This is a genomic window from Nonomuraea recticatena (genome assembly GCF_039533245.1).
Lineage (GTDB): Bacteria > Actinomycetota > Actinomycetes > Streptosporangiales > Streptosporangiaceae > Nonomuraea > Nonomuraea roseola.
This window is the reverse complement of sequence record NZ_BAAATE010000012.1, coordinates 96,704-121,284: the sequence shown is the minus strand read 5'-3', so window position 1 is coordinate 121,284 and position 24,581 is coordinate 96,704. Positions and strand designations below refer to the sequence as shown.

Annotated in this window: 27 protein-coding genes; 15 read left to right on the top strand and 12 right to left on the bottom strand. The window is 72.5% G+C overall.

What is annotated here, in order from left to right; all coding sequences use genetic code 11:
• The first annotated feature begins 26 nt into the window (after window positions 1-26).
• Together ABFX50_RS23600 and ABFX50_RS23595 are read left to right on the top strand one after the other, a co-directional pair.
• The gene (locus ABFX50_RS23600; protein WP_346149518.1) at window positions 27-1,211 is read left to right on the top strand and encodes an acyl-CoA dehydrogenase family protein; all 1,185 of its coding nucleotides are present in this window, start codon (window positions 27-29) and stop codon (window positions 1,209-1,211) included.
• Window positions 1,208-2,161 carry a phosphotransferase family protein gene (locus tag ABFX50_RS23595; protein ID WP_346149517.1) on the top strand — a complete coding sequence of 318 codons (954 nt, stop codon included), beginning with the start codon at window positions 1,208-1,210 and terminating at the stop codon, window positions 2,159-2,161. Before ABFX50_RS23600 ends, ABFX50_RS23595 begins: the two co-directional genes overlap by 4 nt.
• Here the strand turns inward: ABFX50_RS23595 and ABFX50_RS23590 are convergent.
• Together ABFX50_RS23590 and ABFX50_RS23585 are read right to left on the bottom strand one after the other, a co-directional pair.
• Window positions 2,144-2,728 (bottom strand): TetR/AcrR family transcriptional regulator, encoded by a 585-nt coding sequence (locus tag ABFX50_RS23590; RefSeq protein WP_183661470.1) that lies wholly within the window; start codon window positions 2,726-2,728, stop codon window positions 2,144-2,146. The genes ABFX50_RS23595 and ABFX50_RS23590 overlap by 18 nt on opposite strands.
• On the bottom strand, window positions 2,718-3,224 hold the full coding sequence (locus ABFX50_RS23585) for a hypothetical protein (RefSeq protein WP_346149516.1): 507 nt from the start codon (window positions 3,222-3,224) through the stop codon (window positions 2,718-2,720). Before ABFX50_RS23585 ends, ABFX50_RS23590 begins: the two co-directional genes overlap by 11 nt.
• 22 nt (window positions 3,225-3,246) lie before the next feature.
• On the opposite strand from ABFX50_RS23585, the gene ABFX50_RS23580 reads away from it, so the two are divergent.
• The 7 genes from ABFX50_RS23580 to ABFX50_RS23550 all read left to right on the top strand — a co-directional run bounded on the left by ABFX50_RS23580 (window position 3,247) and on the right by ABFX50_RS23550 (window position 9,909).
• Window positions 3,247-3,447 (top strand): hypothetical protein, encoded by a 201-nt coding sequence (locus ABFX50_RS23580; protein ID WP_346149515.1) that lies wholly within the window; start codon window positions 3,247-3,249, stop codon window positions 3,445-3,447.
• The gene (locus ABFX50_RS23575; protein ID WP_312896061.1) at window positions 3,423-3,875 is read left to right on the top strand and encodes a PaaI family thioesterase; all 453 of its coding nucleotides are present in this window, start codon (window positions 3,423-3,425) and stop codon (window positions 3,873-3,875) included. The genes ABFX50_RS23580 and ABFX50_RS23575 overlap by 25 nt, the downstream gene beginning before the upstream one ends.
• A 104-nt stretch (window positions 3,876-3,979) precedes the next feature.
• The gene (locus tag ABFX50_RS23570; protein ID WP_346149514.1) at window positions 3,980-5,221 is read left to right on the top strand and encodes a serine/threonine-protein kinase; all 1,242 of its coding nucleotides are present in this window, start codon (window positions 3,980-3,982) and stop codon (window positions 5,219-5,221) included.
• A 7-nt stretch (window positions 5,222-5,228) separates the two neighbouring features.
• Entirely contained in the window at window positions 5,229-6,023 is a 795-nt protein-coding gene (locus tag ABFX50_RS23565; protein WP_346149513.1) for a hypothetical protein, read from the top strand.
• A 33-nt stretch (window positions 6,024-6,056) separates the two neighbouring features.
• Window positions 6,057-7,172, top strand: a complete 1,116-nt coding sequence (locus ABFX50_RS23560) for a hypothetical protein (RefSeq protein ID WP_183661479.1) — start codon at window positions 6,057-6,059, stop codon at window positions 7,170-7,172.
• Window positions 7,169-8,617: a hypothetical protein gene (locus ABFX50_RS23555; RefSeq protein WP_183661481.1), complete on the top strand. Its 1,449-nt coding sequence runs from the start codon at window positions 7,169-7,171 to the stop codon at window positions 8,615-8,617. The genes ABFX50_RS23560 and ABFX50_RS23555 overlap by 4 nt, the downstream gene beginning before the upstream one ends.
• Window positions 8,614-9,909 carry an AAA family ATPase gene (locus tag ABFX50_RS23550; RefSeq protein WP_346149512.1) on the top strand — a complete coding sequence of 432 codons (1,296 nt, stop codon included), beginning with the start codon at window positions 8,614-8,616 and terminating at the stop codon, window positions 9,907-9,909. Before ABFX50_RS23555 ends, ABFX50_RS23550 begins: the two co-directional genes overlap by 4 nt.
• 25 nt (window positions 9,910-9,934) lie before the next feature.
• Here ABFX50_RS23550 and ABFX50_RS23545 read toward each other — a convergent pair whose 3' ends face one another.
• Both ABFX50_RS23545 and hypF read right to left on the bottom strand, forming a co-directional pair.
• On the bottom strand, window positions 9,935-10,867 hold the full coding sequence (locus ABFX50_RS23545; RefSeq protein WP_346149511.1) for a GNAT family N-acetyltransferase: 933 nt from the start codon (window positions 10,865-10,867) through the stop codon (window positions 9,935-9,937).
• 175 nt (window positions 10,868-11,042) lie between these two features.
• Complete coding sequence (hypF, locus tag ABFX50_RS23540; RefSeq protein WP_346149510.1) at window positions 11,043-12,503, bottom strand: carbamoyltransferase HypF; 1,461 nt, start codon at window positions 12,501-12,503, stop codon at window positions 11,043-11,045.
• A gap of 114 nt (window positions 12,504-12,617) precedes the next feature.
• Here hypF and ABFX50_RS23535 point away from each other — a divergent pair, with 114 nt between their 5' ends.
• Window positions 12,618-13,115 (top strand): GNAT family N-acetyltransferase, encoded by a 498-nt coding sequence (locus ABFX50_RS23535; protein ID WP_183661512.1) that lies wholly within the window; start codon window positions 12,618-12,620, stop codon window positions 13,113-13,115.
• 9 nt (window positions 13,116-13,124) lie between these two features.
• On the opposite strand, the gene ABFX50_RS23530 is transcribed toward ABFX50_RS23535, so the two are convergent.
• Window positions 13,125-14,675 carry an MDR family MFS transporter gene (locus ABFX50_RS23530; RefSeq protein ID WP_346149509.1) on the bottom strand — a complete coding sequence of 517 codons (1,551 nt, stop codon included), beginning with the start codon at window positions 14,673-14,675 and terminating at the stop codon, window positions 13,125-13,127.
• Window positions 14,676-14,775: 100 nt separating this feature from the next.
• Here ABFX50_RS23530 and ABFX50_RS23525 point away from each other — a divergent pair, with 100 nt between their 5' ends.
• Genes ABFX50_RS23525 through ABFX50_RS23510 form a run of 4 tightly spaced genes read left to right on the top strand, consistent with a single transcriptional unit; the run spans window position 14,776 to window position 16,240 of the window.
• Complete coding sequence (locus ABFX50_RS23525) at window positions 14,776-15,333, top strand: TetR family transcriptional regulator (RefSeq protein ID WP_183661513.1); 558 nt, start codon at window positions 14,776-14,778, stop codon at window positions 15,331-15,333.
• A 28-nt stretch (window positions 15,334-15,361) separates the two neighbouring features.
• Window positions 15,362-15,610: a hypothetical protein gene (locus ABFX50_RS23520; protein ID WP_192775618.1), complete on the top strand. Its 249-nt coding sequence runs from the start codon at window positions 15,362-15,364 to the stop codon at window positions 15,608-15,610.
• A gap of 16 nt (window positions 15,611-15,626) precedes the next feature.
• A complete protein-coding gene (locus ABFX50_RS23515) occupies window positions 15,627-16,052 on the top strand; it encodes an ATP-binding protein (protein ID WP_183661515.1) in 426 nt (141 codons plus the stop codon).
• Window positions 16,049-16,240, top strand: a complete 192-nt coding sequence (locus ABFX50_RS23510) for a hypothetical protein (protein ID WP_346149508.1) — start codon at window positions 16,049-16,051, stop codon at window positions 16,238-16,240. The genes ABFX50_RS23515 and ABFX50_RS23510 overlap by 4 nt, the downstream gene beginning before the upstream one ends.
• Here ABFX50_RS23510 and ABFX50_RS23505 read toward each other — a convergent pair.
• Entirely contained in the window at window positions 16,231-17,169 is a 939-nt protein-coding gene (locus tag ABFX50_RS23505) for a Ppx/GppA family phosphatase (RefSeq protein ID WP_346149507.1), read from the bottom strand. The two genes, ABFX50_RS23510 and ABFX50_RS23505, sit on opposite strands and share 10 nt — an antisense overlap.
• Window positions 17,170-17,178: 9 nt before the next feature.
• A complete protein-coding gene (locus ABFX50_RS23500; protein WP_346149506.1) occupies window positions 17,179-18,711 on the bottom strand; it encodes a cytochrome P450 family protein in 1,533 nt (510 codons plus the stop codon).
• Between the two features lie 133 nt (window positions 18,712-18,844).
• On the opposite strand from ABFX50_RS23500, the gene murG reads away from it, so the two are divergent.
• Window positions 18,845-19,978 carry an undecaprenyldiphospho-muramoylpentapeptide beta-N-acetylglucosaminyltransferase gene (murG, locus tag ABFX50_RS23495; RefSeq protein ID WP_346149505.1) on the top strand — a complete coding sequence of 378 codons (1,134 nt, stop codon included), beginning with the start codon at window positions 18,845-18,847 and terminating at the stop codon, window positions 19,976-19,978.
• A 10-nt stretch (window positions 19,979-19,988) separates the two neighbouring features.
• On the opposite strand, the gene ABFX50_RS23490 is transcribed toward murG, so the two are convergent.
• The 5 genes from ABFX50_RS23490 to ABFX50_RS23470 are packed head-to-tail and all read right to left on the bottom strand — an operon-like array spanning window position 19,989 to window position 24,579.
• On the bottom strand, window positions 19,989-20,882 hold the full coding sequence (locus ABFX50_RS23490; RefSeq protein ID WP_346149504.1) for a hypothetical protein: 894 nt from the start codon (window positions 20,880-20,882) through the stop codon (window positions 19,989-19,991).
• 8 nt (window positions 20,883-20,890) lie between these two features.
• Complete coding sequence (locus ABFX50_RS23485; RefSeq protein WP_183661521.1) at window positions 20,891-21,547, bottom strand: response regulator; 657 nt, start codon at window positions 21,545-21,547, stop codon at window positions 20,891-20,893.
• Entirely contained in the window at window positions 21,544-22,635 is a 1,092-nt protein-coding gene (locus ABFX50_RS23480; RefSeq protein WP_346149503.1) for a sensor histidine kinase, read from the bottom strand. The genes ABFX50_RS23485 and ABFX50_RS23480 overlap by 4 nt, the downstream gene beginning before the upstream one ends.
• Before the next feature lie 52 nt (window positions 22,636-22,687).
• Entirely contained in the window at window positions 22,688-23,626 is a 939-nt protein-coding gene (locus ABFX50_RS23475) for an inositol-3-phosphate synthase (protein ID WP_346149502.1), read from the bottom strand.
• Entirely contained in the window at window positions 23,623-24,579 is a 957-nt protein-coding gene (locus ABFX50_RS23470; RefSeq protein ID WP_346149501.1) for a helix-turn-helix transcriptional regulator, read from the bottom strand. The genes ABFX50_RS23475 and ABFX50_RS23470 overlap by 4 nt, the downstream gene beginning before the upstream one ends.
• Window positions 24,580-24,581 lie beyond the last annotated feature (2 nt).

Here is a 24,581-nt window from a genome sequence, read left to right as displayed (position 1 = left end):
AACGGCTTTCGGGTTGTGATCCTTTCATGACCTTCGCCGTCCCCGACAGTGTCAGGCCGGTGCGCGACGCCGTCCACGCGTTCATGACCGAGCGGGTCGAGCCCGCCGAGCCCGCCCTGCTGGAGGACGACGGCTCGCTGCTGCGCGAGCTGCAGCTGGAGGCGAAGAAGGAGGGCCTGTGGGCGCTCGGGCACCCGCGCGAGCTCGGCGGCGGCGAACTGCCCTTCCTCGACTACGCCTACGTCAACGAGGTGCAGGGCCGCAGTGAGTTCGGGCAGCTGGTGCTGGGCACCTTCACCCTGCAGGACTCGCTGATGCTGCACGAGCACGCCTCGCCCGCCCAGCGTGAGCGCTACCTGAAGCCGCTGGTCGGCGGCGACATCTGGCCCAGTTTCGCGATGACCGAGCCGCTGGTCTCCAGCAGCGACCCGACCCAGCTGAGGACCGTCGCCGTGCTGGACGGCGACGAGTGGGTGATCAACGGGCACAAGTGGTTCACCACGGGCGCGTCGAGGGCGGCGTACACGACCGTCATGTGCAGGACCGAGCCGCAGGAGGCGCCCCCGCACCTGGCGTTCTCGATGATCCTGGTGCCGACGGACACGCCCGGCTACACCATCGTGCGGGAGACCCCCGTGCTCGGGCTGTCGGGGGCGCACTGCGAGGTGCGCTACGACGACGTGCGGGTGCCCTCGGCCAACCTGCTCGGCCCGAGGGGGCAGGGGTTCGTGATCGCCCAGAGGCGGCTGGGCCCCGGCCGCATCTTCCACTGCATGCGCTGGCTCGGCCAGGCGCAGCGCGCCTTCGACCTGATGTGCGGCAGGCTGCACGCCCGCTCGGCCTTCGGCGAGCCGCTGGCGCGCAAGCAGCTCATGCGCCAGCACGTGTTCGACTCCTACGCCGAGATCCAGTCGGCCAGGCTGCTGACCCTTCACGCGGCGCACGCCATGGACGCGGGCCAGGACGCCCGCGTCGAGATCGGCGCGATCAAGGTGGTGGGCGCGCGGATGCTGCACAACGTGATCGACCGCGCCATCCAGGTGTACGGCGCCGCGGGCCTGACCCCCGACACGCCCCTGGACCGGATGTACCGGCACGCAAGGGCGGGCCGCATCTACGACGGCCCCGACGAGGTCCACGTCGACTCGGTCGGGCGGCGCATCCTCGGCGCCTACGCGGCGGGCGGCAACTGGGAGTTCGGGCTGCGATGATCTCCGCCATCGTCGAGGAGGCGTTCGGGGACGGGTGCGAGGTCGTCTCGAGGACCAGGCTGTCGGGCGGCGCGTCGAGGGAGACCTGGGCGGTCGACGTCGTCGACGGTGACGAGCGCCCGCACCGGCTCGTCGTCCGGCTGGCCGCCGCGCACGACGACCAGGGGGCGGCGCCCGGTCTGGGCCGCGGGCTGCTGGAGGAGGCGCGGCTGCTCAGGGCGGCGGCCGCGGCGGGGGTGCCGGTTCCCGAGGTGGTGGCGGCGGCCGAGCCGTACCTGGTGATGAGCAGGGTGGAGGGCGAGACGATCCCGAGGAGGATCCTGCGCGACGAACGCTACGAGCGCGCCAGGCCGCTGCTGGCGGCGCAGTGCGGGACGGCGCTGGCGGCGGTGCACAGGATGCCGCTCGACGCCGTCGAGCGGGCCGAACCCGAGGATCCGCTCGTCAGGTGGCGGGAGGTGCTCGACCTGACGGGACAGCCGCACCCGGTGTTCGAGCTGGCCCTGCGCAGGCTGGAGCGGACCAGGCCGGACAGCGCCCGCACCACCGTCGTGCACGGCGACTTCCGCAACGGCAACCTGGTCGTCGGGCCTGAGGGGGTGCGCGCCGTCCTCGACTGGGAGCTGGCCCACGCGGGCGACCCGATCGAGGACCTCGGCTGGCTGTGCGTCAAGGCGTGGAGGTTCGGCGCGAAGGCTCCCGTCGGCGGGTTCGGCGAGTACGACGACCTGGTGGCGGCCTACGAACGCGCCTGCGGCCACCGGGTGGACAGGATGGCGCTGCGCTGGTGGGAGACGTTCGGGGTGCTCAAGTGGGGCGTCATCTGCGTCACGCAGGCCCTGCGGCACCTGACGGGCGCGACCAGGTCGGTGGAGCTGGCCGCGATCGGCAGGCGCGTCTGCGAGACCGAGTGGGATCTGCTGGAGGCGCTGTCAGCCGACCGTGTTTGAGATGAAGGCGGCCACGATCACCTCGACCAGCCCCTCCACCACCTGCTCGCGCCCGACCTCGGGGTGTTCGAGCCACCAGTCGCCGGTCGTCTGCACCATGCCGACGAAGGCGTGGCCGAGGATCTGCGCCCGCACGGCGTCGGGCACCACCTGCTCGGCGGCCAGTACCGCGCCCAGTTCCTCGCCCAGCCCGCGCACCAGCGCCGTCATGTGGCTGCGCACGCCGGTGTCCTCGGCGCTGGCCCGGTGGAACAGGAACCTGTAGAGGTTCTGGTTGGCCGAGATGAGGTCGAGGTAGACCTCGACCGCCGCGCGGGCCCGCCCTCGGGGGTCGGTCCTGGTCCTGACGAACTCGGGGCGCAGCTGCGCGATGACCCTGCGCACGTGCCGGTCGGCCAGCGCCTGGTACAGGCCGCTCTTGTCGCCGAAGTGACGGTAGAGGATCGGCTTGGTGATCCCGGCCTCGGCGGCGATGGCCGCCATCGACACGTGGGGCCCTTCGCGCAGGATGGCCCGGTCGGCGGCGTCGAGCAGCGCCTTGCGCCGATCGGGGTCCCTACCGTTCACGGGGCCAGGATAGTCCCGCTTCGTTCCTCACCCGCGAGGGGTCGTCACCTGCGCGGGAGCGGGCTTCGGGAGGGCGCCATCGCGAAGGAGGGAGCGCCGAGAGCACCAGCAGGCCGCCGATCACCAGGTACAGCCCCGTCACGCCGGGCAACAGCCCTGGCGGCTCGGCGGTGCCGGATCCATGAGCCGCGCCCGCGAGGAGGTCCATCGGCGGCAGCGCGCCCACCGCCCGCGCGGCGCTCTCGGGGGCGGCGGCGAACAGCAGCCCGAGCAGGGTCAGCGGCAGCCCGCACACCAGCGCGGCCAGCGGTGACAGCCGGGGGGCGCAGGCCAGCGCGCCGCTCACCGCGACGGCCGCCCCCAGCCACGCGGGGCCGAGCGGATCGGGCTGCTGCAGCGCGTATCCCGAGCGCAGGCCCGCCGCGCCCGCCTCAGTGAGGTAGTAGACGACGGGCAGCGCGGCCAGCCCGATCACCGCTGCAGTCACATGGCGCACCCTCCGAGGTTAGGGTCGGATCATGAACAGCGGAACGGGTCCTGGAACCATCACCCCCGACGGATCGCCCGTCGAGTTCTACACGCTGCTGCCTCCCGGCGAGGCCGCGACGCCCCCGAACGGCACCGTCCTGGAGCTCGGCTCCGGGGTGGGCAGAGTCACCCATCACCTCGACGGCTTTCTCACCGAGGACCGCACGTGGGCGCGGGCCGTACCGGCATGACGGGGGCCGACTTCCTGCGCGCCATCGCCGACGGCAGCGTGGAGTCCTCCCCCCATCTGACGCACCTGGGCCTGCGGCTGGTGCTGGTGGAGCCCGGCAGGGTCGAGCTGGTCTGGCGCCCAGGGCCCGAGCTCACCAACAGGTCGGGCGTGGTGCACGGCGGCTACATCGCCACGGCGCTCGACGACGCGTGCGGCATGGCGAGCGGGAGCGCGGCCGAGCGGCCCACGCTCCACCTCACCATGAACCTCAACGTCGACTACCTGCGCCCGGTGCGGGCCGGGGAGGTCTACACCGTGGCCGGCACGGTGACGCACAGGGGCAGGACGCGCATCCTGACGCTGGCCACCGTCACCGACGCCGACGGCCGCCTGTGCGCGCAGGCCACCTCCAGCCTCACGCCGAACCGGCTGACCACACCCGGCTGACCCCACGCGGCTGAGCCCGCTGACCTCGGCGGGCTCAGCGGGTGTCCGATCTGTCGGAGCCTGGCGATAGTCTGCCGCTCCATAACGGTGATCGGAGGTGGGCGGTGGCGCCCGAGGTGCCAGGCTACGAGGTGCTCGGGCTGCTGGGCCAGGGCGGCTTCGGCGTCGTCTACCAGGCGCGGCAGCTGGCTGTCGGCCGCGAGGTGGCGCTCAAGGTCGACAGCAGGGTGCTCGTCTCCGAGCGTGACCAGCGGCGCTTCGTGCGCGAGGTCACCTCGGCCGGCGCGCTGTCGGGCCATCCCCACGTCGCGCACGTCTACGACGCGGGGGTGCTGCGCGACGGCCGCCCGTACATGGTGCTGGAGCTGTGCCCCGGCGGGTCGCTGGCCGACCGCCTGCGCGCGGGCACGCTGACCGTCGCCGAGGTGCGCGACATCGGCGTCAGGATCGCCGACGCGCTGGCCGCCGCGCACGCGGCGGGGGTGCTGCACCGTGACGTCAAGCCCGCCAACATCCTGGTCAACCGCTACGGCAACGTGGTGCTGTCCGACTTCGGGCTGGCCACGATGCCGGAGCCCGGCGCGGAGATGTCGGTGACGCGCGAGTCGCTCACCCCCGCCTACGCCCCGCCCGAGGCGTTCGAGCTGACCGAGCCGACGGCGGCGGGCGACGTCTACTCGCTGTCGGCCACCCTCTACGCGCTGCTGTCGGGGCGGCCTCCGCGCTTTCCCGAGAGCGGCGTGGGCAACCTCGCCGTGATCATGGCGCTGCACCGCAGGCCCGTGCCCGAGATCCCCGGCGTGCCCGCCGCCTTCACCGAGGTGCTGCGGCGCGCGCTGGCCACCGATCCCGCCCTGCGGACCCCGACGGCCGCCGCGTTCCGCGACGCCCTGGCCGCCACCGACCTGTCCGGTACGGCGGGCCCTCCCGCCCCTCCCGGCGACGCGGGATGGCAGGGCCCGCCTCCCGCGCCCATGGCCGCGCACTCGGGCGGCTGGAACGCGATGCCCACGGGGCAGGCGGCTGCCCAGGGGGCGGGCTGGGGCGCCGCGCCCACGGGCCCGGGGGCGGCGCACGCGGGCGGATGGGCCGCCGCGCCGACAGGGCCCCGGCCGGAGCAGAGACCGGGACACGGACCGGGACACGGCCCGGGACATGGGCCAGGGCACGGGCCGGCGAGGGGACACGCCGCCGGATGGCCCGCCGGTCACGACGGCGACCTGCGGGCGGCGCCCACCGCGATGTCGCGCCGCGCGAGGGGTGGCGGGGTCTACGCCGCCGTCTCCGCGCTGTTCGCCGTGATGATCGCGATCGGGGTCGTGCTGATGCTCATGGAGGGCAGGTGACCTCCTCTTGAGCGACGACCTCGACGAGCTCGAGCGACGCATCGACCTGCTGCGCGCCCAGGTCCGCACCGCCGCCAGGGCTAGGGAGGCCGCCCTGGCGCGCGAGCTGCGCGGGCAGCTGCGCAGGGCCGAGCGGGCATGGGACACCCTGGTCAACGCCCCTCCCCAGGTCGCCGCTCGTCCCGGCGAGCCGGAGGGGCGGGTCGCGGTGCCGGTGCGCGAGCGCGTCCACAGGGCGCTGACGCTGCTCGGCGTGCCCGCGGCCGGGCGGCTGGTGGTCAGCGTTCACGACGCGTTCTTCGCCGAACCGCTGCGCAGCTCGCAGCTCACCACGCTGAGGCGTGACGAGGAGCGCACGTTCAGGCGCTCGCCGTACGCCAGGCCCCACTACGTGTGCGCCGCGCTCACCGACAGGCTCACCCCTGCCAGGGGGCTGCTGGCGGTGAGCACCTGGCCGCAGGAGCGCAGGGTGGTGGGCCCGCTGAGCCCGCGCGTCGACTTCCTGGTGGCGACCGTCCAGGTGGCCGCGTGCGCGGGAGGGCTCGACGACCCCTCCCCCGCGGCGAGGCGGCTGCTCGCCAGGATGGCGCGCAACGTGCCCGACGCGGGGAGCGGTTTCGGCGAGCCCGACCCCGAGCGGGTGGCCGTCGCGGCCAGGGCCGAGCTGGCGGTCCACCTCGAGGCCGACACGCGGCAGCGCGCGGAGCTGGCACAACGCGCCGCCGCGCAGCTGGATGAGGTGGCGTGCCTGTTCGGCGCGGCTACGCTGAGCGATGTCGCGAGGAAGGGTGCGTGCGCGTGAGCCGGATATGTCAGGCGAGGAGAGCGGAGGCCGATGGCGACCGTCGGTGAGAGGGTGAGCGGGCTCGACTCGCTGCGGGGCACGACGCCCGCCAAGCCCCACGACGCCAGGGCCATCGCCGCCCTGGCGGCCAACCCGGGATGCGCGCGAAGGGCGTTGATGGACGGCGCGGGCGTCGACAAGGACGCCGCCGCCAGGCACCTGGGCTTCCCCGCCCCGTTCGGCCAGTCGCCGTTCGCGATCACCAGGGGCAACGCCTTCGAGGCGCTGGTCAAGGCCGACGGCTGCGCGGAGCTGCTGAGGCTGCTGCGCGACGTGCTGCGCCTGCCGATCGACGAGGTGGCCTACCAGGACGTGCAGAACGTCGGCGCCCACCTGCGGCACGCCCACACCCGCACCCTGTTCGACAGGGCGGCGAGGGGCGAGCAGGGCACGCTCTACGACCATCCGCTGCTCAGCCTGAAGATCGCCGGGCACACCGCCTTCCTCGAGCCCGACGTGGTGGCCTTCCAGCACGGCGGGCGCTTCCACATCGTGGAGATCAAGTCGTTCGCGGTGATCGACGGGCAGGCCGACCCCGCCAGCGTGTCGGCGGCCGCCAGGCAGGCGGCGGTGTACGTGCTGGCCCTGCGCACGCTCCTCGAGGAGCTCGGCCACGACCCGCTGCTGGTGGCGCACGACGTGGTGCTGGTCTGCCCGGAGAACTTCGCCAACCGCCCGATGGCCACCCTGGTCGACGTGCGCAGGCAGTTGGCCGTGCTGAAGCGGCAGCTGGCCAGGATGACCTCGATCGACAGGCTGCTGGCCGAGCTGCCCGAAGGGGTGAGCTTCGACCTGCTGCCCGGCGAGGACGGCGCGCCCACCAGGTCGGCCGAGGCCCTCGCCGAGGCGATCCAGCAGGTGAGCGCCCGCTACGCGCCCGACTGCCTGTCCACCTGTGACCTGTGCTTCTTCTGCCGCGACGAGGCCAGACGCGACGGGGCCTCCGACCAGCTCGGCAGGCAGGTGCGCGACGAGCTGGGCGGGGTGGCGACGGTGGAGGAGGCGCTGGCGCTGGCCGACGGGCTCAGGGAGCCCGCCCCCGGCCAGGAGGAGATCGCGCGCCTGCTGCGCGACGCCGAACGGCTGCGCAGGGAGTGCCTGGCGTGAGCATCCTGACCTCGCTGGCCAGGCTGAGGGCGATCAAGGAGGGCGTGGCGCAGCCCATCGCCACGGTCCGCCACTGCCATCTCGGCCGGCGCCCCATGGTCTTCGTCCCGCTCAGGCTCTCCGGCGAGGCCGCGGCGCCGCTGGCGGTCATGCTGGGCACCGATCGTGACGCGCCCGAGCTGCTCGTGGTCGCCCAGCCGCGCAACAGGGACTTGCGGTTCGCCTTCACGGCGGAGCTGGCGCGGGTGCTGCTGCCGTACGTGGAGAGCTTCCTCGGCCAGAGCGAGACGGTCGAGAAGAAGAACGCCGACCCCTACCAGCGGGCGCTGGACGCGCCGCAGCTGCTGCTCCCCAATCCCTCGGGCGTGGCCTTCACCAGGCTGCTCGGCAGGTCGACGAGGTTCCGCCGTCCCGACGGGCCCTATCCCGTGCCCGCCGAGGTGCCGCTGCTGGGCAGGTGGCTGACCTACTTCGCCGAGCGCGCCGCCCACCCCGGCTCGTCGCTGACGCTGGCGGCGACCGAGGAGCTCGGCCGTCACTGGGCCAGCGGGCAGAGCGGTCTGGAGGACGCCAACCTGGCCGCGCTGCTCGGCTGGATCTCCCCTCCCCCTGGGCGCACGGGGCCACAGGCCGCGCAGGAGGCCGAGGACCCGCTGATCTGGCCGCCCGCCGGCCCCGCCACCGACCCGGGGTTCGACGCCGAGGTGCTAGCGCCCGCGATCGAGAGCGGCACGGTCGAGCGCGTCACCGAGGCGCTGCGCACGCAGCTGGCGCCGACGTGGCGGCTGATGTGGCAGGCCGTCGACCTGCTGCGCGCCCTGCCCGAGGGCGCGAGCGTCGCCACGCGGTGGGAGAGCGACCGCGGCTCGTTCAGCATGATGGCCGAGCAGGTCGCCGAGGGCGCACCGCCGCAGGCCCGCCGTGACGGCGCGGTCGCGGCCGCCTCCAGGCTGTCCAGGATGGAGCGCGCGCAGGCGGCCTTCGAGGTGCAGCGCGCCTACGACGATCCGCTGGTCATGGCCGAGTACCGCCTGACGGGTGAGGCCTTCGCCGGCGAGGTCATCGAGACCGACCCCGAGCACACCGAGGGCGAGGGCCGCTCGCGCAAGCTGCGCCCTGTCGTCCTGGTCAAGACCGACGACCCCGTACGCCTGTCACCGGGCGCCACGCTCGGCACACCCGACCGTCGCGGCCAGGCGGCGCAGCTGGTCGACGTGAGCGACGGCCTGGTCACCCTGAAGATCACCAAGGGCATGGGCAGGGGCAGGACACCCGCTCCTGGGTCGGTGCCCGAGCCGGGCGAGCGGGTCTGCTACACCTCACTGACCGACGACTTCCAGGGCTCTGCCGCCCTGCCCGACAGGGACGCCACGCCATGGACGCACGGCGGCCCGCCGCAGGAGTACGTACCGAACGACGAGGACGCCCAGGAGGAATGGGCATGAGCAGCCCCGAAGAGGTCATTCAGGCAGTCCTCGCCGACCTGCCCAGGCACAGGGGCGTGGTCGTCGACTCGCCGCCGGGCGCGGGCAAGTCGACGCTGGTCGTGCGGGCCGCGGCGCACCTGGCGGCGACGGGCGAGCCGCTGATGATCGTGGCCCAGACCAACGAGCAGGTCGACGACCTCATCGAGCGCATCGCCGACAAACATCCCGACCTGAGCGTGGGCCGCCTGTCGGCCTCGGGCTACGTGGCGCCGCTCAGGCTGCTCGAACTGCCGAGCGTCACGATCGGCACCAGGGTGCAGGACCTCGACGATCCGGCCATCGTGATCGCCACCGCCGACAAGTGGGCCTGGATCAGCGGCCGCACCTGGCCGTGGGCGATCGTCGACGAGGCCTACCAGATGCGCTCGGACAAGCTGCTGCGCATCGCGGGGCTGTTCGAGCGGGCGCTGTTCGTGGGCGACCCGGGGCAGCTCGACCCGTTCTCGATCGTGGAGGCCGACCGGTGGGCCGGGCTGTCGTGGGACCCGGTGCAGAGCGCGGTGTCGGTGCTGCTGCGCCACAACCCCGACCTGCCCGTCCACCGCCTTCCGGTGTCGTGGCGGCTGCCCGCCTCTGCGGCGCCCGTCGTGTCGCGGGCCTTCTACCCCTTCACCGGGTTCAGGGCGGGCACCGGGCCGGGCGAGCGCCGGATGGAGCTCACCACCGAGGGCATGGGCACCGTCTACGACCGCACCCTGGAGGAGGCCGCCCGCGCGGGGTGGGCGCTGCTGGAGCTGCCGGCCCGCCACACGGTCCGCACCGACGCCGAGGCCGTCCAGGCGGTGGCGCTGCTGGCCACCCGGCTGCTGCAGCGCGGGGGCGTGGCCTACTCCGAGCGGGGCGAGGCGCCCGTGACGGCCGACCGCATCGCGGTCGGCGCCGCCCATCGCGACCAGGTGGCGGCGATCAGGAACGCGGGCGTGCCGCCCGAGATCACCGTCGACACCGCCAACAGGCTCCAGGGACGCGAGTACGACGTGACCGTGGTGCTGCACCCGCTGTCGGGGCGCAGGGACGCCACCGCCTTCCACCTCGAGTCAGGACGGCTGTGCGTGCTGGCCTCACGCCATAGGCACGCCTGCGTGGTGGTGGCCAGAGCGGGCATTCCCGAGCTGCTCGACGCCCATCCCTCGGCCGAGACCGTGCAGCTGGGGGTGCCCGTGAAGTTCCCCGACGGCTGGGAGGCCAACCAGTCGGTGCTCGAGCATCTGGCCAGGCACCGGATCTCGGCCCGAGACGCGCGCGGGTAGTGAGGACCGCCGGGCCGGTGAGGGTCTAGACCCTCCTGCGCCAGACGTCGATCACCAGGACGGGGCGCATGCCCGCCGAGGTGTAGAGGCCGAGGGCGGGCGTGGTGTTGTTGGCGTCGACCTGCAGCAGGGTGCCGCGCCTGCCCCTGGCGGCGTCGGCCGCGAAGGCCGTGCGCAGCAGCAGGCGGCCGAGGCCGCGCCCTCGGTAGGCCGGCAGGGTGGCCAGGCTCAGCACGTAGCCGCGGTTCTCGTCGGAGACGAAGTGGTTGGTGCCCAGCAGCATCGCGGCGGGCTCGCCGTCGACCCTGGCGAGCGTGAGCTGCGACCAGTCGGTGGCCGCCGAGGCCTGCCTGCGGGCCAGCCACTCCTCGTACGGCAGCGGCACGAACCCGAAGTGGTCGGCGAACCCCTCCTGCTGGACGCGGTACGCCTCGCGCCTGACCTCGTCGGTGTCGGCGGTGTGCAGGGTGACGCCCTCGGGCGGCCGCGGCGCCTCGACGGGCCCTTCGAAGTCGATGCCGAGCCGGTGGAAGCTGGTGGCGGGCTCGAATCCGAGCGCCGTGACCACGGCCTGCCCGGCCTCGTCGGCGCGGTAGACGCCGATGTCGAGCGTGGCTCCGTCGTGGCCGCGCTCGGCGGCGAGCTCGCGTGAGCGTTCGAGCACCGCCGTCCAGAGCCACTGGCTGACGCCGTCGCCGACGCCGGGCCTGACGACCACCTCCACGTCGACGTGGTCGCTGTCGCCCTTGGCCATGGCGTACGCCCAGCCGTCGAGCCTTCCCTCGGCGTCCTCGACCAGCCAGGCGTCCTTGTCGGTGTCGAGCTCGGCGAGTTCGTCGGCGATGTCGGCGGGCGTCACGTCGGGCGTGCCGATGGTGAAGGTGTCGTAGGCGGCGACGAGGTCGTAGACGTGGGCGGCGTCCGCCTGGCCCGGACGGCGGACGGTGTGGCGATTCATGGGGACGATTGTGGCCATGGGCGCCCAGCCCGGACAACCGGATATTCGGGGCCCGCTCGCGGAGCCACAGCCTCCGGTCCTGTCTCTACGAGATTCCCAGCCGCTATCCGCATGGTCTACTCCCCGCTGGACGCGCTCAAGGTGGCCAGGCAGAACCCGGACAAGCACGTGGTCTTCATGGACGGTGCTGCACCCCGACCAGGTCGACCCCTTGCCTGGCAAGCGCGTACTTGGTGGACAGGTACTCCGGGTGCAGGTCGTGGGCGACCACCTCGGGAGCGAGGTCGAACACCCGCGCGAAGTGGTCGACCCCCTCGGTGAAGGAGCGCAGCGTCTCGTAGTTCTCCAGGTCGCCGATGTGGTGGGAGACGAAGGCGTGGCCGTCCCTCGCCAGGCAGAAGGTGTGCTTCAGCTCGGCGCCGCAGCCGAGGACGGTCCGGGGAACGGGCCGGGCCAGGGTGAGCGGGTGGGGGACGTACCCCCTGGAGCGCCGGATCGGCAGGTCCTCGCCGCGGAAGGCGCGGACCACGGAGTCGTCGGTGCGCATGTGGATGGGGCGGTCGTGGGTGAGGAAGGCGTCGGCGATGCCGCCGAGGCGGGGTACGGCGTCCTCGTCGAGGTACACGATCGGCTCGTCGGAGACGTTGCCGCTGGTCAGCACGATCGGCGTGCCGAGCCTGCCGAGCAGGAGGTGGTGCAGCGGGGTGTAGGGCAGCATCAGCCCGAGCCACCGGTTACCGGGCGCCACCAGCGGCGCCACCTCCGCGTCGGCGCGCCGGCGCAGCAGCACGATCGGGCGGGCCCGCGAGGTGAGCAGGGCCTCCTCGGCCGCGTCCACGTCGCACAGCCGGCGGGCCGCGTCCAGGTCGGGCACCATGACGGCGAACGGCTTGTCCTCCCTGTGCTTGCGTTCGCGCAGCGCCGTGACGGCGTCCGCGCGGGCCGCGAGCGCGGCCAGATGGTAGCCACCGAGCCCTTTGACGGCCAGGACGCCGCCACGGCGCAGCAGGCGCGCCGTTCCCTCCACGGGATCGCCCGCGATCTCCTCGCCGCCGCTGTCGAGCAGGCGCAGGCGGGGCCCGCAGGCGGGGCAGCACACCGGCTGGGCGTGGAAGCGCCGGTCGGCCGGATCGTGGTACTCCCGCGCGCAGTCGGCGCACATCGCGAAGGCGGCCATCGTGGTGTTCGGCCTGTCGTACGGCACGCCGTGGACGATCGTGAAGCGGGGACCGCAGTTGGTGCAGTTGGTGAAGGCGTAGCCGTACCTGCGATCGGCCGGGTCGCCCATCTCACGCAGGCAGTCGGCGCAGGTGGCCACGTCAGGGGAGACGAGCGCGCGCCGCGGTCCGCCCGTGGCGCTGCCGGAGATGACGAATCCGACCTCGCCCGTGGTGGGAACCAGCCCCGAGCTGATCCGCTCGACCAGTGCCAGCGGGGGCGGGCTCTTCCTGAGTGTCGTCAGGAACTCCTCGACGGTGGAGGGGGCGCCCTCGACCTCGATGAAGACGCCGCGCTCGTCGTTGCCCACCAGCCCGTCGAGGCCGAGCCCGGTGGCCAGGCCGTACACGAAGGGCCGGAATCCGACCCCCTGCACGACGCCTTCGACCAGGACCACGGCGCGGACACGCCTGCTCATCTCCTCATTGTCCGCCGGGAGCCGTGACGGAGAGAAGGGGGCCTGTCACGTCCTGGCAGGCGAGGCCCTGGTGACGGTATCGGCGCCGCGCGCCCGTGGTTCTAGGCTGGGCGGATGACGATCCGTCCCGCCACCGCCGCGGACCTGGCCGAGGTCGCCGCCATCTACGCCCACTACGTCGCCACCAGCGTCATCACCTTCGACGAGGTCGCGCCGGAGGCGGCCTTCTGGGAGGAGCGCCTGAGGGAGCTGGACGGGCGCGGCCTGCCGTTCCTGGTGGCCGACGTCGAGGGCGAGGTGGCCGGTTACGCCTACGCGAGCCAGTGGCGGCCCAAGCCCGCCTACCGCCACTCGGTGGAGGACTCGATCTACCTGGCTCCCGGCCGTACGGGGAGGGGGCTTGGCAGGGCGCTGCTGGGCGAGCTGCTGCCGCGCTGTGCCAAGGCCGGGGTGCGCCAGGTGGTGGCGGTGATCGCCGACACGGGCGAGCAGGGCTCGGCCGCGCTGCACCGCTCGTTCGGATTCGAGCCCGCGGGCCGCCTGAAGGGGGTCGGCTTCAAGCTGGGCCGCTGGGTCGACACCGAGCTGATGCAGCTCGACCTCACCGGGTGACGGCTCACCTCAGTCGGTGAGCGCGGCCTTCAGCTCCTCCTCCTCGCCGGGGCCGCCGCGCAGCGGGATCTCCTTGATGAAGGCGGCCAGCAGCGGCACCACGACCGCGAAGAGGATCGCCCACCAGAAGATGCCCGAGATCGCGTCGGCCAGCGCCGTCAGGAAGCCGGTGCGCACCTGCGGCGTCAGCTGGCCGAGCGAGGAGGCGTCCATCCTGCCGCCCGAGGCGACGACCTCGTCGGCCGCCCGCGCGCCGAACCTGTCGGTCAGGCCCGACAGCAGCTGGTTGTTGAAGATCGCGCCGAACAGCGAGACGCCGAACGAGCCGCCGATGGAGCGGAAGAAGGTGGAGGCGCTGCTGGCGACGCCGAGGTCCTTCTGCTCGACGCTGTTCTGCGCGATCAGCATCGTGGTCTGCATCAGGAAGCCCATGCCGAGGCCCAGGACGGCGATGAACACGCCTGTCTGCCACGAGGGGGTCTGCACGCCCATGAGCGACAGCAGGAACATCCCCACCGCCATGATCACGCCGCCGAGCACGGGATAGAGCTTGTACCTGCCGGTCTTGGTGATCGCCTTGCCGACGAACAGCGACACGACCATCGCCGCGGCCATCATCGGCAGCAGCAGCAGGCCCGAGTTGGTCGCCGTGGCGCCCTGCACGGTCTGCTGGTAGAGCGGCAGGAAGTTGATGGCGCCGAACATCGCGAAGCCGAGCAGGAAGCCGACGGCCGAGATCAGCGTGAAGTTGCGGTTGCGGAACAGCTGCAGCGGCATGATCGGCTCGGCGGCGCGGCGTTCGACCGGGATGAAGACGGCGATGCTGACCACGGCCAGCGCGGCCAGGCCGAGGATCTGCGGCGAGGCCCAGTCGTAGTCGTTGCCGCCCCAGGTGGTGATGAGGACCAGCGCGGTGATGCCGATCGACAGCAGGGCCGCGCCGAGCCAGTCGATGCGCGCCTGGCTGCGCAGCTTGGGCAGCTTCAGCTTCACCGCCAGCAGCGCCAGGGCGACGGCGCCGACGGGCAGGTTCACGTAGAAGGCCCAGCGCCAGTCGAGGTGGTCGGTGATGAAACCGCCGACCAGCGGCCCTGCGATCATCGCCAGGGACATGACGCCCGCCATCACGCCCTGGTACTGGCCGCGCTCGCGCGGCGGGACCAGGTCGCCGATGATGGCCATCGCGTTGACCATGAGACCGCCCGCGCCCAGGCCCTGCAGCGCGCGGAAGGCGATGAGCTGGGTCATGCCGTCCTCGGGACCGCCCAGCATGGACGAGCCCGCCATGCCGCACAGCACCGAGCCGAGCATGAAGAGCACGATCGAGCCCATGAAGATGTTCTTGCGCCCGTACAGGTCACCGATCTTGCCCCAGATGGGGGTCGAGACCGTCGTCCCCAGGACGTACGCGGTGACGACCCAGGACAGATGGGTCAGGCCGCCCAGCTCCTCGACGATGCGCGGCATGGCGGTGCCCACGATCATGTTGTCGAGCATCGCCAGCACCATGGCGGCCATCAGGCCCGGCAGGACCGCCATGACCTCGCGCCGTCGCTCCACCGATTCACTCCCCGATCTCGCCGATCGCCTTACTTGCCGACCGGCAAGCAACGGCTAAGCTAAGGTCTTACTTGCCGGCCGTCAAGCGATTAGGACCGTTATGCGCGACGACACCCGGGCGAAGATCCAGGAGATCGCGCTCAGGCTCTTCATCGAACAGGGTTACGAGGCCACGTCCCTGCGCGAGATCGCCGAGGAGCTCGGCGTCACGAAGGCGGCCCTCTACTACCACTTCAAGACCAAGGACGACATCGTCGCCAGCCTGGCCGAGATGAGGGTGGCCGAGACCGAGGAGCTCGTGAGGTGGGCCCGCTCGCAGCCCAGGAGCGCCGAGACCCGCAGAGAGCTCGTCGTCCGCTACGCCGCACAGCTTTCGCAGTCGCGCCACCAGGAGATCACCCGTTTTCTCGAGCGCAACCAGACCGCGCTGCGCGACCATCCGACCATTCACCGGATGCGCGAGCGGATGATCGAGCTCAGCTCCGAGCTCAGCTCGCCCGACGACCCCCTCCACGTGAGGCTGCGCGGCTCCATGGCGCTGTTCACCCTCCACGCCGCCATGTGGCTGACCCACCACTACGACGTCACCGACGACGAGCGCCGGGCGGCCGCCAAGAAGGTGGCGCTGGAGATCCTCGAAGGCCCCTGCGACGATTGAGGCGCTCTGTCTTGGGCACGGGCATGCCATGACCGAGAAGAAGGAGACAGAACACGTCAAGGAGCTCATCGACGCCCTCTACACGGGTCAGGAACGGCTGAGCCGCCTGGAGATCAACGAGCGCATGACGGCAGCGGACCTGCCCGCCGACCTCATGGCGTACTTCGACCGTCTGCCGGACGGCGACTACGAACAGGAAGAGCTCGTCGAGACCCTGAACCAGATGATTCTGGACAGGGGCGAGGAGCGTGCGGTCGGACAGATCCCCGAGATCTAGGAGAGGGGTCCCCCCAGTGGAGGCGACCATCGCACTGCGGCTGCCCAGGGACGCGGCGAGCGTCCCGGTGATCAGGCAGACGCTCGACGGCACCCTGCGCTCGCTCGGCGTCATGCCGACGATCAGGGACGACATCGAGCTCATGCTCTCCGAGGCCTGCGCCAACGTGATCAAACACGCGACGCCGAGTGACGACTACACCGTGAGCGCCGGCGTCTACAACGACCGGTGCGTGATCAGGGTGATCGACACCGGCGCGGGGTTCGATCCGCACCAGGTGCGCGAGCCCACGCCCGGCTCGGAGCACGGGCGTGGGCTGCAGATCATGCGGGCCCTGGCCGACGACATCCGTTTCACCCACCGCAGGGAGCGCGGCACGATCGTCAGCCTGGAGAAGAGGCTGCGCTTCGTCGAGGCTCCCTCGCCGACAGAGCGGCCATGACGGCCAGCGCCCCCAGGACGATCAGGGAGATGATGATCAGGGCGAGCGCGACGAGCCCGAAGACGATCGTCAGCGAGATGGCCAGGCTGAGCAGCGTCCAGATCATGGATCGTGCGCTGCCCGGTTCCTGGTACCTCATGCGCCTTTCAAGTGAGATGTCTCTTCCAAGCGAGCCCTCTCAGCCCTGAAGGCCAGGCATCAGGTCGAGTCGGCGCAGGATGACCCCCTCCCGCAGCGCCCACGGGCACAGGTCGAGCTCGCGGATCTCGAACAGGTCCATGACCGCGTCGGCCACGATCGCGCCGGCGGCCAGCTGGGCCGCGCGCCCCTCGGACACGCCCGGCAGCGCGGCCCGCTCCTGGGCGGTCATCCTGGTCAGCTTGACGGCCCATTCGGCCATCGCGCCCCTGGTGAGCGAGCGCGAGACGTAGAGGCCCTCGTTGGAGGGCCTGGCCCCCGCGATCCTGGCCAGCTGCTTGAAGGTCTTGGAGGTGGCGACCGCGCAGTGCGGCTCGCCGTACCTGACCACGTCGCCGACCATGCGGCCGATCTCGGCGCGCACGTGCTTGCGCAGCTTGCGCACCTCGTCGGCGGTGGGCGGGTCGGCGGTCAGCCAGTCGCGGGTGAGCCTGCCCGCGCCCAGCGGGAGGGAGACGGCCACATCGGGCTCCTCGTCCATGCCCGCGGCGATCTCCAGCGAGCCGCCTCCTATGTCGAGGGTCAGCATCCGCCCCGACGACCAGCCGAACCAGCGGCGCGCGGCCAGGAAGGTCAGCCTGGCCTCGTCCCTGCCCGACAGCACCTGGATGTCCACCCCGCAGCGGGCGTTGATCTCGGCGAGCACCTGCACGCCGTTGGCCGCGTCGCGCACCGCGGAGGTGGCGAAGGCCATGAAGTCCTCCACGCCCTTGTCCTCGGCGATCTCCAGCGCCTCGGTGACGAACTCCCCCAGCCGTGCGATGCCTCGCACCGACAGGCGGTTGTCGTCCTCCAGGTGCTCCGACAGGCGCAGCTCCTCCTTGTGGGAGGAGGCGGGGATCGGCCTTGCCCCTCTATGCGCGTCCACCACCAGGAGATGGACGGTATTGGACCCTATGTCCAGAACGCCTAGTCGCATGGGCGAACGCTATCGCTCGCGAGGCCGTACGGCGAAGCGGACCCCGAAGTGGTCGAGGGGCGAGCGCCGCGACAGCGCGACGACCTCCCTGTCGCGCAGGATCGCGGCGAGCATCTCCGTGGCCGTGAGCAGCGCCAGGTCCTCGCCGGGGCAGGCGGCGGGCCCGTCGCTGAAGGGCACCTCGTCGGTGAAGGAGGTGATGACCGCCGCGATGCTGCCCTCGGGCAGAGTGACCCCACGCCAGCGGGTCGGCGCGGTGGTGTCGCGCAGGATGGCAAGCGTGGTGGGCCACCGCCGCAGCGCTTCGAGCACCGCGGCGCGCAGGTGCGCAGGATCGTGCGGGCCCGCGTGGACGGCCGGCAGCGTCAGCGCCCGCCAGGCCGTCATGCCCGCCGCGTCGTAGGCGAACAGCCAGTGCGGCACCTGCCCCTCGGGGTGCACCGCGGGGTCGGTGCGGGTCTGGGCCAGCACGCGTGCCAGGCTGCCCCGCTCGGCCCTGCGCAGATGCGCCTCGATGCGCCGCTGGAAGGCCACCCGCACGTCGGTCTTGCGGGCGCGCAGGTAGAACCAGTTGGCGTCGGCGCGCAGCCGGTCGAGCAGCCGGGTGACCGCCTCGTCGTCACGGGCCGAGTCGCCCAGCACGATGCGGCGCGTCAACCTCCGGTGCGCGGCGTGGAAGCGGCTCCAGGTCAGCACGCCCTCGGTGGGGAGCGTCGCCATCTCCTGGGCGACCTTCCGCCTGATCTCCTGCGCGAGCGGCTCGGGGCGCAGCACCTCCTCGTTGAAGGTCCTGCGCCGGGCGCGCAGTTCTGGGTCTCTGGTGATGAGCACCGCGTCGGGCTGGAAGTGGCTGAGCGCGCCCCGCTTCTCCCTGTTGGCGGGGGTGAACTCGGCGCCGTGCAGCACCCGCCGCACGTCGGCGCCCTTCAGCGGGATCACCGCCCAGCCGCGCAGCGGGATCCTGATCAGCAGCGGCCCACCGTCGTGCCTGTCGCGCAGCCGGGCCAGCAGCCGGTTGGCGCGGCTGTCGGCCCCGATGAGCGCGGCCAGCCGCACGCCCAGCCGCCGCCGCAGGATCACGCCCTGGAGCAGGATCGGCAGGGCGACCTCCGCGCCGAGCCGCAGCGTCTCCCACGGCGACACCATTCCCTGCACCCTGGCGCGCCGCCACCACATCGGCCTGGTCGGGCGCAGCGCGGGATGGTGGTTGCCCGAGGGGTCGAAGGCCGGCATGCCCAGCGCGGGATCGCGCAGGCGCAGCAGCGCGATCCTGCGCTCGCCCGCCTTGATCGCGAACACGCCCTCGGCCAGGCGGTGGGCGGTCAGCCGCACCTTCCCTTGGCGGTGCCGGTAGCCGCCCGGCAGCACCAGGTCGAGGTCGCGGCCGTCGCCCCCGTCGAGGATCCGCACCAGCGACCGCTCGCCCGCCAGCCGTACGACGGCTTCGCGCGGACCGCCGTCGAGGGCGGGCACGCCGAGCGGCGGGTGCTCCACGACCTCCAGCGTCGCGGTGTACAGCTCGCCCTGGGTGATTGTCGGCATGCAAGGGCGCTTACCCTTCCTGGTGGTCATGACACTCGGAGGGGCTCACGCGCGGCCGCGCCGCGCACCGCCGACACGCCCCGCCCCCCGACCGGCCACACCGGCCTGCGCCGGGCGGCAATACCCTGAGGCAGTGACACGAACTCTTCGCCTGCTGGTGACCGGTGGCGGCACCGGCGGCCATACCTATCCCGCCCTCACCACCCTCGCCGCGCTGCAGCGGCGTCGCGTGCCCCACGACGTCCTGTGGGTCGGCACGGCCAGCGGCCTCGAGGCCAGGATCACCGCCGAGCACGGCATCCCGTTCCAGGCGATCACCACGGGCAAGCTGCGCCGCCGTCCCAACCTGCGCGAGCTCGGCACCAACCTGGCGGACCTGTTCCGCATCCCGCTCGGGGTGGCGCAGGCGATCGCGCACGCGGCCCGCTACAAGCCCGACGTGGTCCTGTCGACGGGCGGCTACGTGGCGGTGCCGATCGGCGTGGCGGCCAGGCTGCTGCGCCGTCCGCTGGTCATGCACGAGCAGACCACGGTCGTGGGTTTGGCCAACCGCATCCTGGCCAGGATGGCCACCCGCATCGCGCTCTCGCACGAGTCGTCGCTGGAGTACCTGCCGGCCTCGGTGCGCGACAGGGCGGTCGTGACGGGCAATCCGGTGCGGCCCGAACTGCTGCACGGCGACAGGGCCGCCGCCTACGACCAGTTCGGGCTGACCTTCGAGGTGCCGCTCATCTACGTGACCGGCGGCGCCCAGGGCAGCAAGCAGATCAACACCCTCATCACGGAGATCCTGCCGCGGCTGCTGCCGTACGCGCAGATCATCCACCAGTGCGGGCCCGCGTGGATCGACCAGATGCGCGCCATCGCGCTGCCGCCCCACCTGGCCGAGCGCTACCACCCTGTGCCCTACGTGGGTCCCGAGCTGCCCGACCTGTTCGCCGCGGCCGACGTGGTCATCTCGCGCAGCGGCGCGGGCACCGTCTCGGAGCTCACCGCGATCGGCAAGCCCTCGGTGCTGATCCCGCTGATCCCGAGCGGCGGCGACGAGCAGCGCAAGAACGCCGGCTACCTGGCCTCGGCCGGCGCCGCCAGGGCGCTGCTGGAGCCGGGTCCCTCGGCCGAGCTGCTGCTGGCCGAGCTGATGCCGCTGCTGGCCGACCCCGCCCTGCGCGCGTCGATGGCCGAGGCCGCGCACAAGCTGGGCAGGGTGGACGCGGCCGAGATGCTGGCCGACGTGCTGCTGCAGTCGGCCAGGCCGCCCCAGTGACGCGGCGCTCTCAGCCGTCGAGGTAGCGGAAGGCCTCGTGGGCGGAGCTCACGCTCCGCCTCAGCGCCCTCTCCAGCCGGTCGGCGTCCTCCGACAGCCTGGAGATCTCCGGTACGGCGAAGCCGTCCGCTCCCGACTCGGCCACCAGCTCCTCGTAGCGCGGCAGCCTGGCGCGCAGCTCCTCGATCTGGCCGTGCGCGTGGTAGGCCCGCTCGGCCTCGGCCACGTGCCCCGCGTAGCGCTCCAGCGCCTCGACTCTGGCGGCCACGGCCGCCTCGCTGTTGAGCAGCGCCCGTTCGAGCGGCTGCACGGCCTTGGCCACCTCAGGGGCGACGCCGTCGGCGATGAGCTCGTTGTGCTCGGCGCGCAGGGCCGACAGCTTGGCCAGCAGGCGGGCGATCTCCCACTCCTGCTGGGGCAGCATGACGGAGTTGCGCACGTCGTCGAGGAGCCCCTCGGCGTTGACGTGCGAACCGAGGACGGAGTTGATCGCCCGCTGCGTGCGCGCCAGCAGCGGGAGCGCCTCGGCGTCGAAGTCCTCACGCAGGTAGTAGCGCCCGTCGTACCAGCGGGCCTGCTGGATGAGGTCTCCCTGTCCCTCCGGATCCTCGTCGCCGGGCTTGATGGCCGACAGGCCCCTGCTGAGCAGGAGCAGCAGGATCGCGCCCGTGGTGAGGATGACCAGGGGGGCCAGGCCGGCCTGGAAGAAGACGAGATCGAGCAGCACCAGGCCGGCGACGCCCGCCGAGACCAGCCCCCGCGGCAGGGAGTCGTCGTCGAGTTCGCGATCGGGCGTGAGGCCTCGCCTGACCCTGGCCAGCAGCTGGGCGTTCGACCTCAGGCTCCAGGCCACCTCTTCGGGCACGCTCGGGTCGACGACGACTGCCACGTCCTGTCCAGACATTGCTTGGATCATACGCCGCCGCCGGGGCGCACCAGCCCGCTCTCGTAGGCCAGCACCACGAGCTGCGCCCTGTCGTGCAGCCCCAGCTTCGACATGATCCGGTTGACGTGCGTCTTCACCGTCGCGGGGCTCATGAACAGCGTCTCGGCGATCTGCCCGTTGCTCTGTCCCTGCGCGATCCTGCCCAGCACCTCCCGTTCGCGCGCCGTCAGCGCCGTCAGCCTGCTCTCGTCGCGGCGCGCCGCCGGCCTGGCCGCGAACTCCTCGATGAGCCTGCGCGTCACCCCCGGCGACAGCAGCGCGTCGCCCCTGGCCGCCACCCTGACGGCCCGCCGCAGCTCGGCCGGTTCGGCGTCCTTCACCAGGAAGCCGCTGGCCCCCGCTCGCAGCGCCTCGTAGACGTACTCGTCGAGGTCGAAGGTGGTCACCACGACCACGCGCGAGGTGCGGGCCGCGACGATCCTGCGGGTGGCCTCCAGGCCGTCCAGCTCGGGCATCCTGATGTCCATCAGCACCACGTCGGGCCTGAGCGCGGCGGCCTGCCGTACGGCCTCGCGCCCGTCGGAGGCCTCCCCCAGCACCGACAGGTCCCGCTCGGTGTCGAGCAGCGCGCGCAGGCCCGCCCTGACCATGGGCTGGTCGTCGGCGAGCAGGACGGTGATCATGCCGGCAGCCACGCGGCCACGCCGAAGCCGCCCTCCGGCCTGTCGCCGGTGCTGAGTGAGCCGCCGACGGCGGCCACCCGCTCGGCCATGCCCGCGAGGCCGTGTCCCGCGCCTCCGCCGCCGCGCACTCCCCTTCCGTCGTCGACGATCTCCACGACCAGCCCTCCGCTCTCGTAGCGCAGCGTCACCTGCGCCGCGGCTGCCCTGGCGTGCCGCACGGTGTTGGTCAGCGCCTCCTGCACGATCCGGTAGGCGGTCAGCTCGACCACCGGAGGGAGCGGCCGTCTGTCGCCCTCGAAGGCGAGCCGCACCTGCAGCGCGGAGGAGGCGACGAGCTCGCCGAGCCTGTCGAGCCCCGGCATCGGCGACCGGCCCGCCTGCTCGCCGTCGGCGTGACGCAACACCCCGAGCAGCCCCTTCATCTCGGACACCGCCTCACGGCTGGCCGTGCGGATGACGCCCAGGGCCGCGCGCGCCTCTGGCGGCCCGCCTGCGCGCTCGACGGCCTCGGCCGCGACGGCGGCCTGCAGCGCGATGAGCGAGATCGTGTGCGAGGTGACGTCGTGCAGCTCCCTCGCGATCTTGAGTCGTTCGTCGCGGGCGCGCCTGCGCGCCTCCTCCTCGCGGGTGCGCTCCAGCTGGGCGATGTAGCCGCGCCTGGCCCTCGACACCTCCGCCAGCTGCCCGGTCAGCGCCACCACCAGCGCCCAGACCAGCAGCGCGCCCAGGTTGCCCGCGTCGTAGGCGAGCAGGGCCCCCGCCGCGGGGAAGGCGACGAGGAAGGCGGCGCCCGCCCAGCCCTCGCGCCTGCGGCCCTCCGCGATGGCGGTGAACATCGCGATCAGAGCGGGGACGGCCCACAGCGCGTAGGCGTAGCCGAGGGCGAGCACCACGGCAGCGGCCAGGCAGCAGACCGCCACGCTCACCTCCGGCCTGCCACGCAGCCAGGCCAGGCCGAGCGCGGTGGCGCCCAGCAGCGCGTAGCCGAGCGCGTCGAGCGGGCGGGCGCCGTGCTGGTTGCCCTGAGCCATGATCGTGGAGATGACGACGACGACGGCCGCGCAGGGGACGAGGACGTATCTGGTCACATCGCCAACGTAGGCCGCCTCCTCCGCCGGGGGCATCCACCCCACGCGGTATTCACGCCTTCATGACGCCTGCGTCGAGCACGCCTGAACGGCCGTCCAGCATGGCGCGCCGGGCCTGCCGTACCGCCTCCAGGACGTTGCCCGCGGCGCTCGGGGAGTCCTCGACGCTCATGCGCAGCTCGATCTCCATCGTGGTACCGCCGAACGCCTCGCCCTCCAGCCTAATGTAGGCGATCTTCCTGTCGGCCAGGAAGGGGATGTACTCGGCGCCGACGTGGACGTTGCCCTCGGCCGACATGCCCTTGGCCTTGGTCGCCTTCTTGCCCGCCATCCTGGCGGGGTCGCGCATGGCCCTGAAGTCCATGTTGCCGCCGGCGTTGAGCTGGTAGGTGTCGCGCAGCCGTACCCCTGCCCTGGTCAGGGTGTCGACGAGCGCGCGGTGCACGAGCGTCGAGCCGAACTGGCTCTTGAGGTCGTCGCCCACCAGCGGCAGTCCCGCCGCCTCGAACCTGCCCGCCCACTCGGCCGAGCGGGCCAGGACCGCGGGCATGCAGTTGACGAACGCGCAGCCGGCCAGCAGCGCGGCCTCGGCGTACAGCTCGGTGGTCCGCTGGTGCCCGACCGGCAGGAAGCTGACCAGGACGTGCGTGCCGGTGGCGCGCAGCCGCTCGGCGACCGCCTGGGGGGTGGCCGAGCCTCTGGCGTCCTCCAGGTCGCCGAAGTCCTCGCCGAGAACGCCCTCCTCCACGCGCACTCCCAGCTGCGGCACCTCGGCGAAGACGGCGGCGTTGTTGGGCGCGGCCCAGATCGCCTCGGACAGGTCCTTGCCGATCTTGGAGGGCGTGACGTCGAAGGCGGCGGTGAAGACCACGTCGCCCACGGCGAAGCCCGCGCTGTCGGGGTAGTCGCTGCCCCTGTAGAACTCCACACCCTGCACCAGCGAGGAGGCGCAGTTGCCCACGCCGACGAGACCCACATGTACTTTGCTCATGATTGGTATATCTTGCACAGTTCCGCGACCGACTGCCGCATCAGGTCGCGCAGCTCGGCGGGGGCCAGCACCTCGACGCTCGCGCCCATCCGCAGCAGCAGCCAGCGGGCGTGCCTGACCGACTCGATGGGCACGGTCACCGTCCGCCACCCGTCGGGGTCGGGCTCCGACATCGGCACGGGCATGCTGAGGGTGTATTCCAGCAGGCTCTCCGCACCTGGCTCGAATCTGATGACGGCCTCGGCGGTGTACATCTTCTGCTTGAAGTCCTTGGCGTAGGCCTGCCAGAACTCCGCCAGCTCGAAGCCGGGCGGCCGCTCGAAGCGGCCCTGCAGGGTCTCCATCGCCAGGATGCGCGAGACGCGGTAGGTGCGCGGGTCGCCGCCGGGCGGGGCGGCGACCATGTACCACGAGCCGCCCTTGAGGACCAGCCCGTACGGATGGATCACCCTGTCCACCTCCTGGCGCCCCCACCGCCGGTACCTCATGCGCAGCGGACGCTGGTCCCACACCGCCTCGGCCACCTCGGCCAGGTGCGGCACGTCGTCGGCGCCCCGGTACCAGCCAGGCACGTCGAGGTGGAAGCGCTCGCGCATCATGGTCGCCTGGGAGCGCGGCTCGGGCGGCAGGGCGGCCAGCAGCTTCAGCTCGGCGTTGGCAGCCACGTCCCCGAGGCCCAGCTCGGCCGCGGGGCCGGGCATCCCGGCCAGGAACAGCGAGGAGGCCTCGGCGGCGGTGAGCCCGTTGAGCCTGGTGCGGTAGCCGTCGAGCAGCTGGTAGCCGCCCGTCGGGCCGCGGTCGGCGTAGACCGGCACACCGGAGGAGGACAGGGCCTCGACGTCGCGGTAGACGGTCCTGACCGACACCTCGAGCTCCTCGGCCAGCTCGGTGGCGGTCATGCGGCCGCGCGTCTGGAGCAGCAGCAGGAGGGAGAGCAGACGGCTGGCGCGCATGT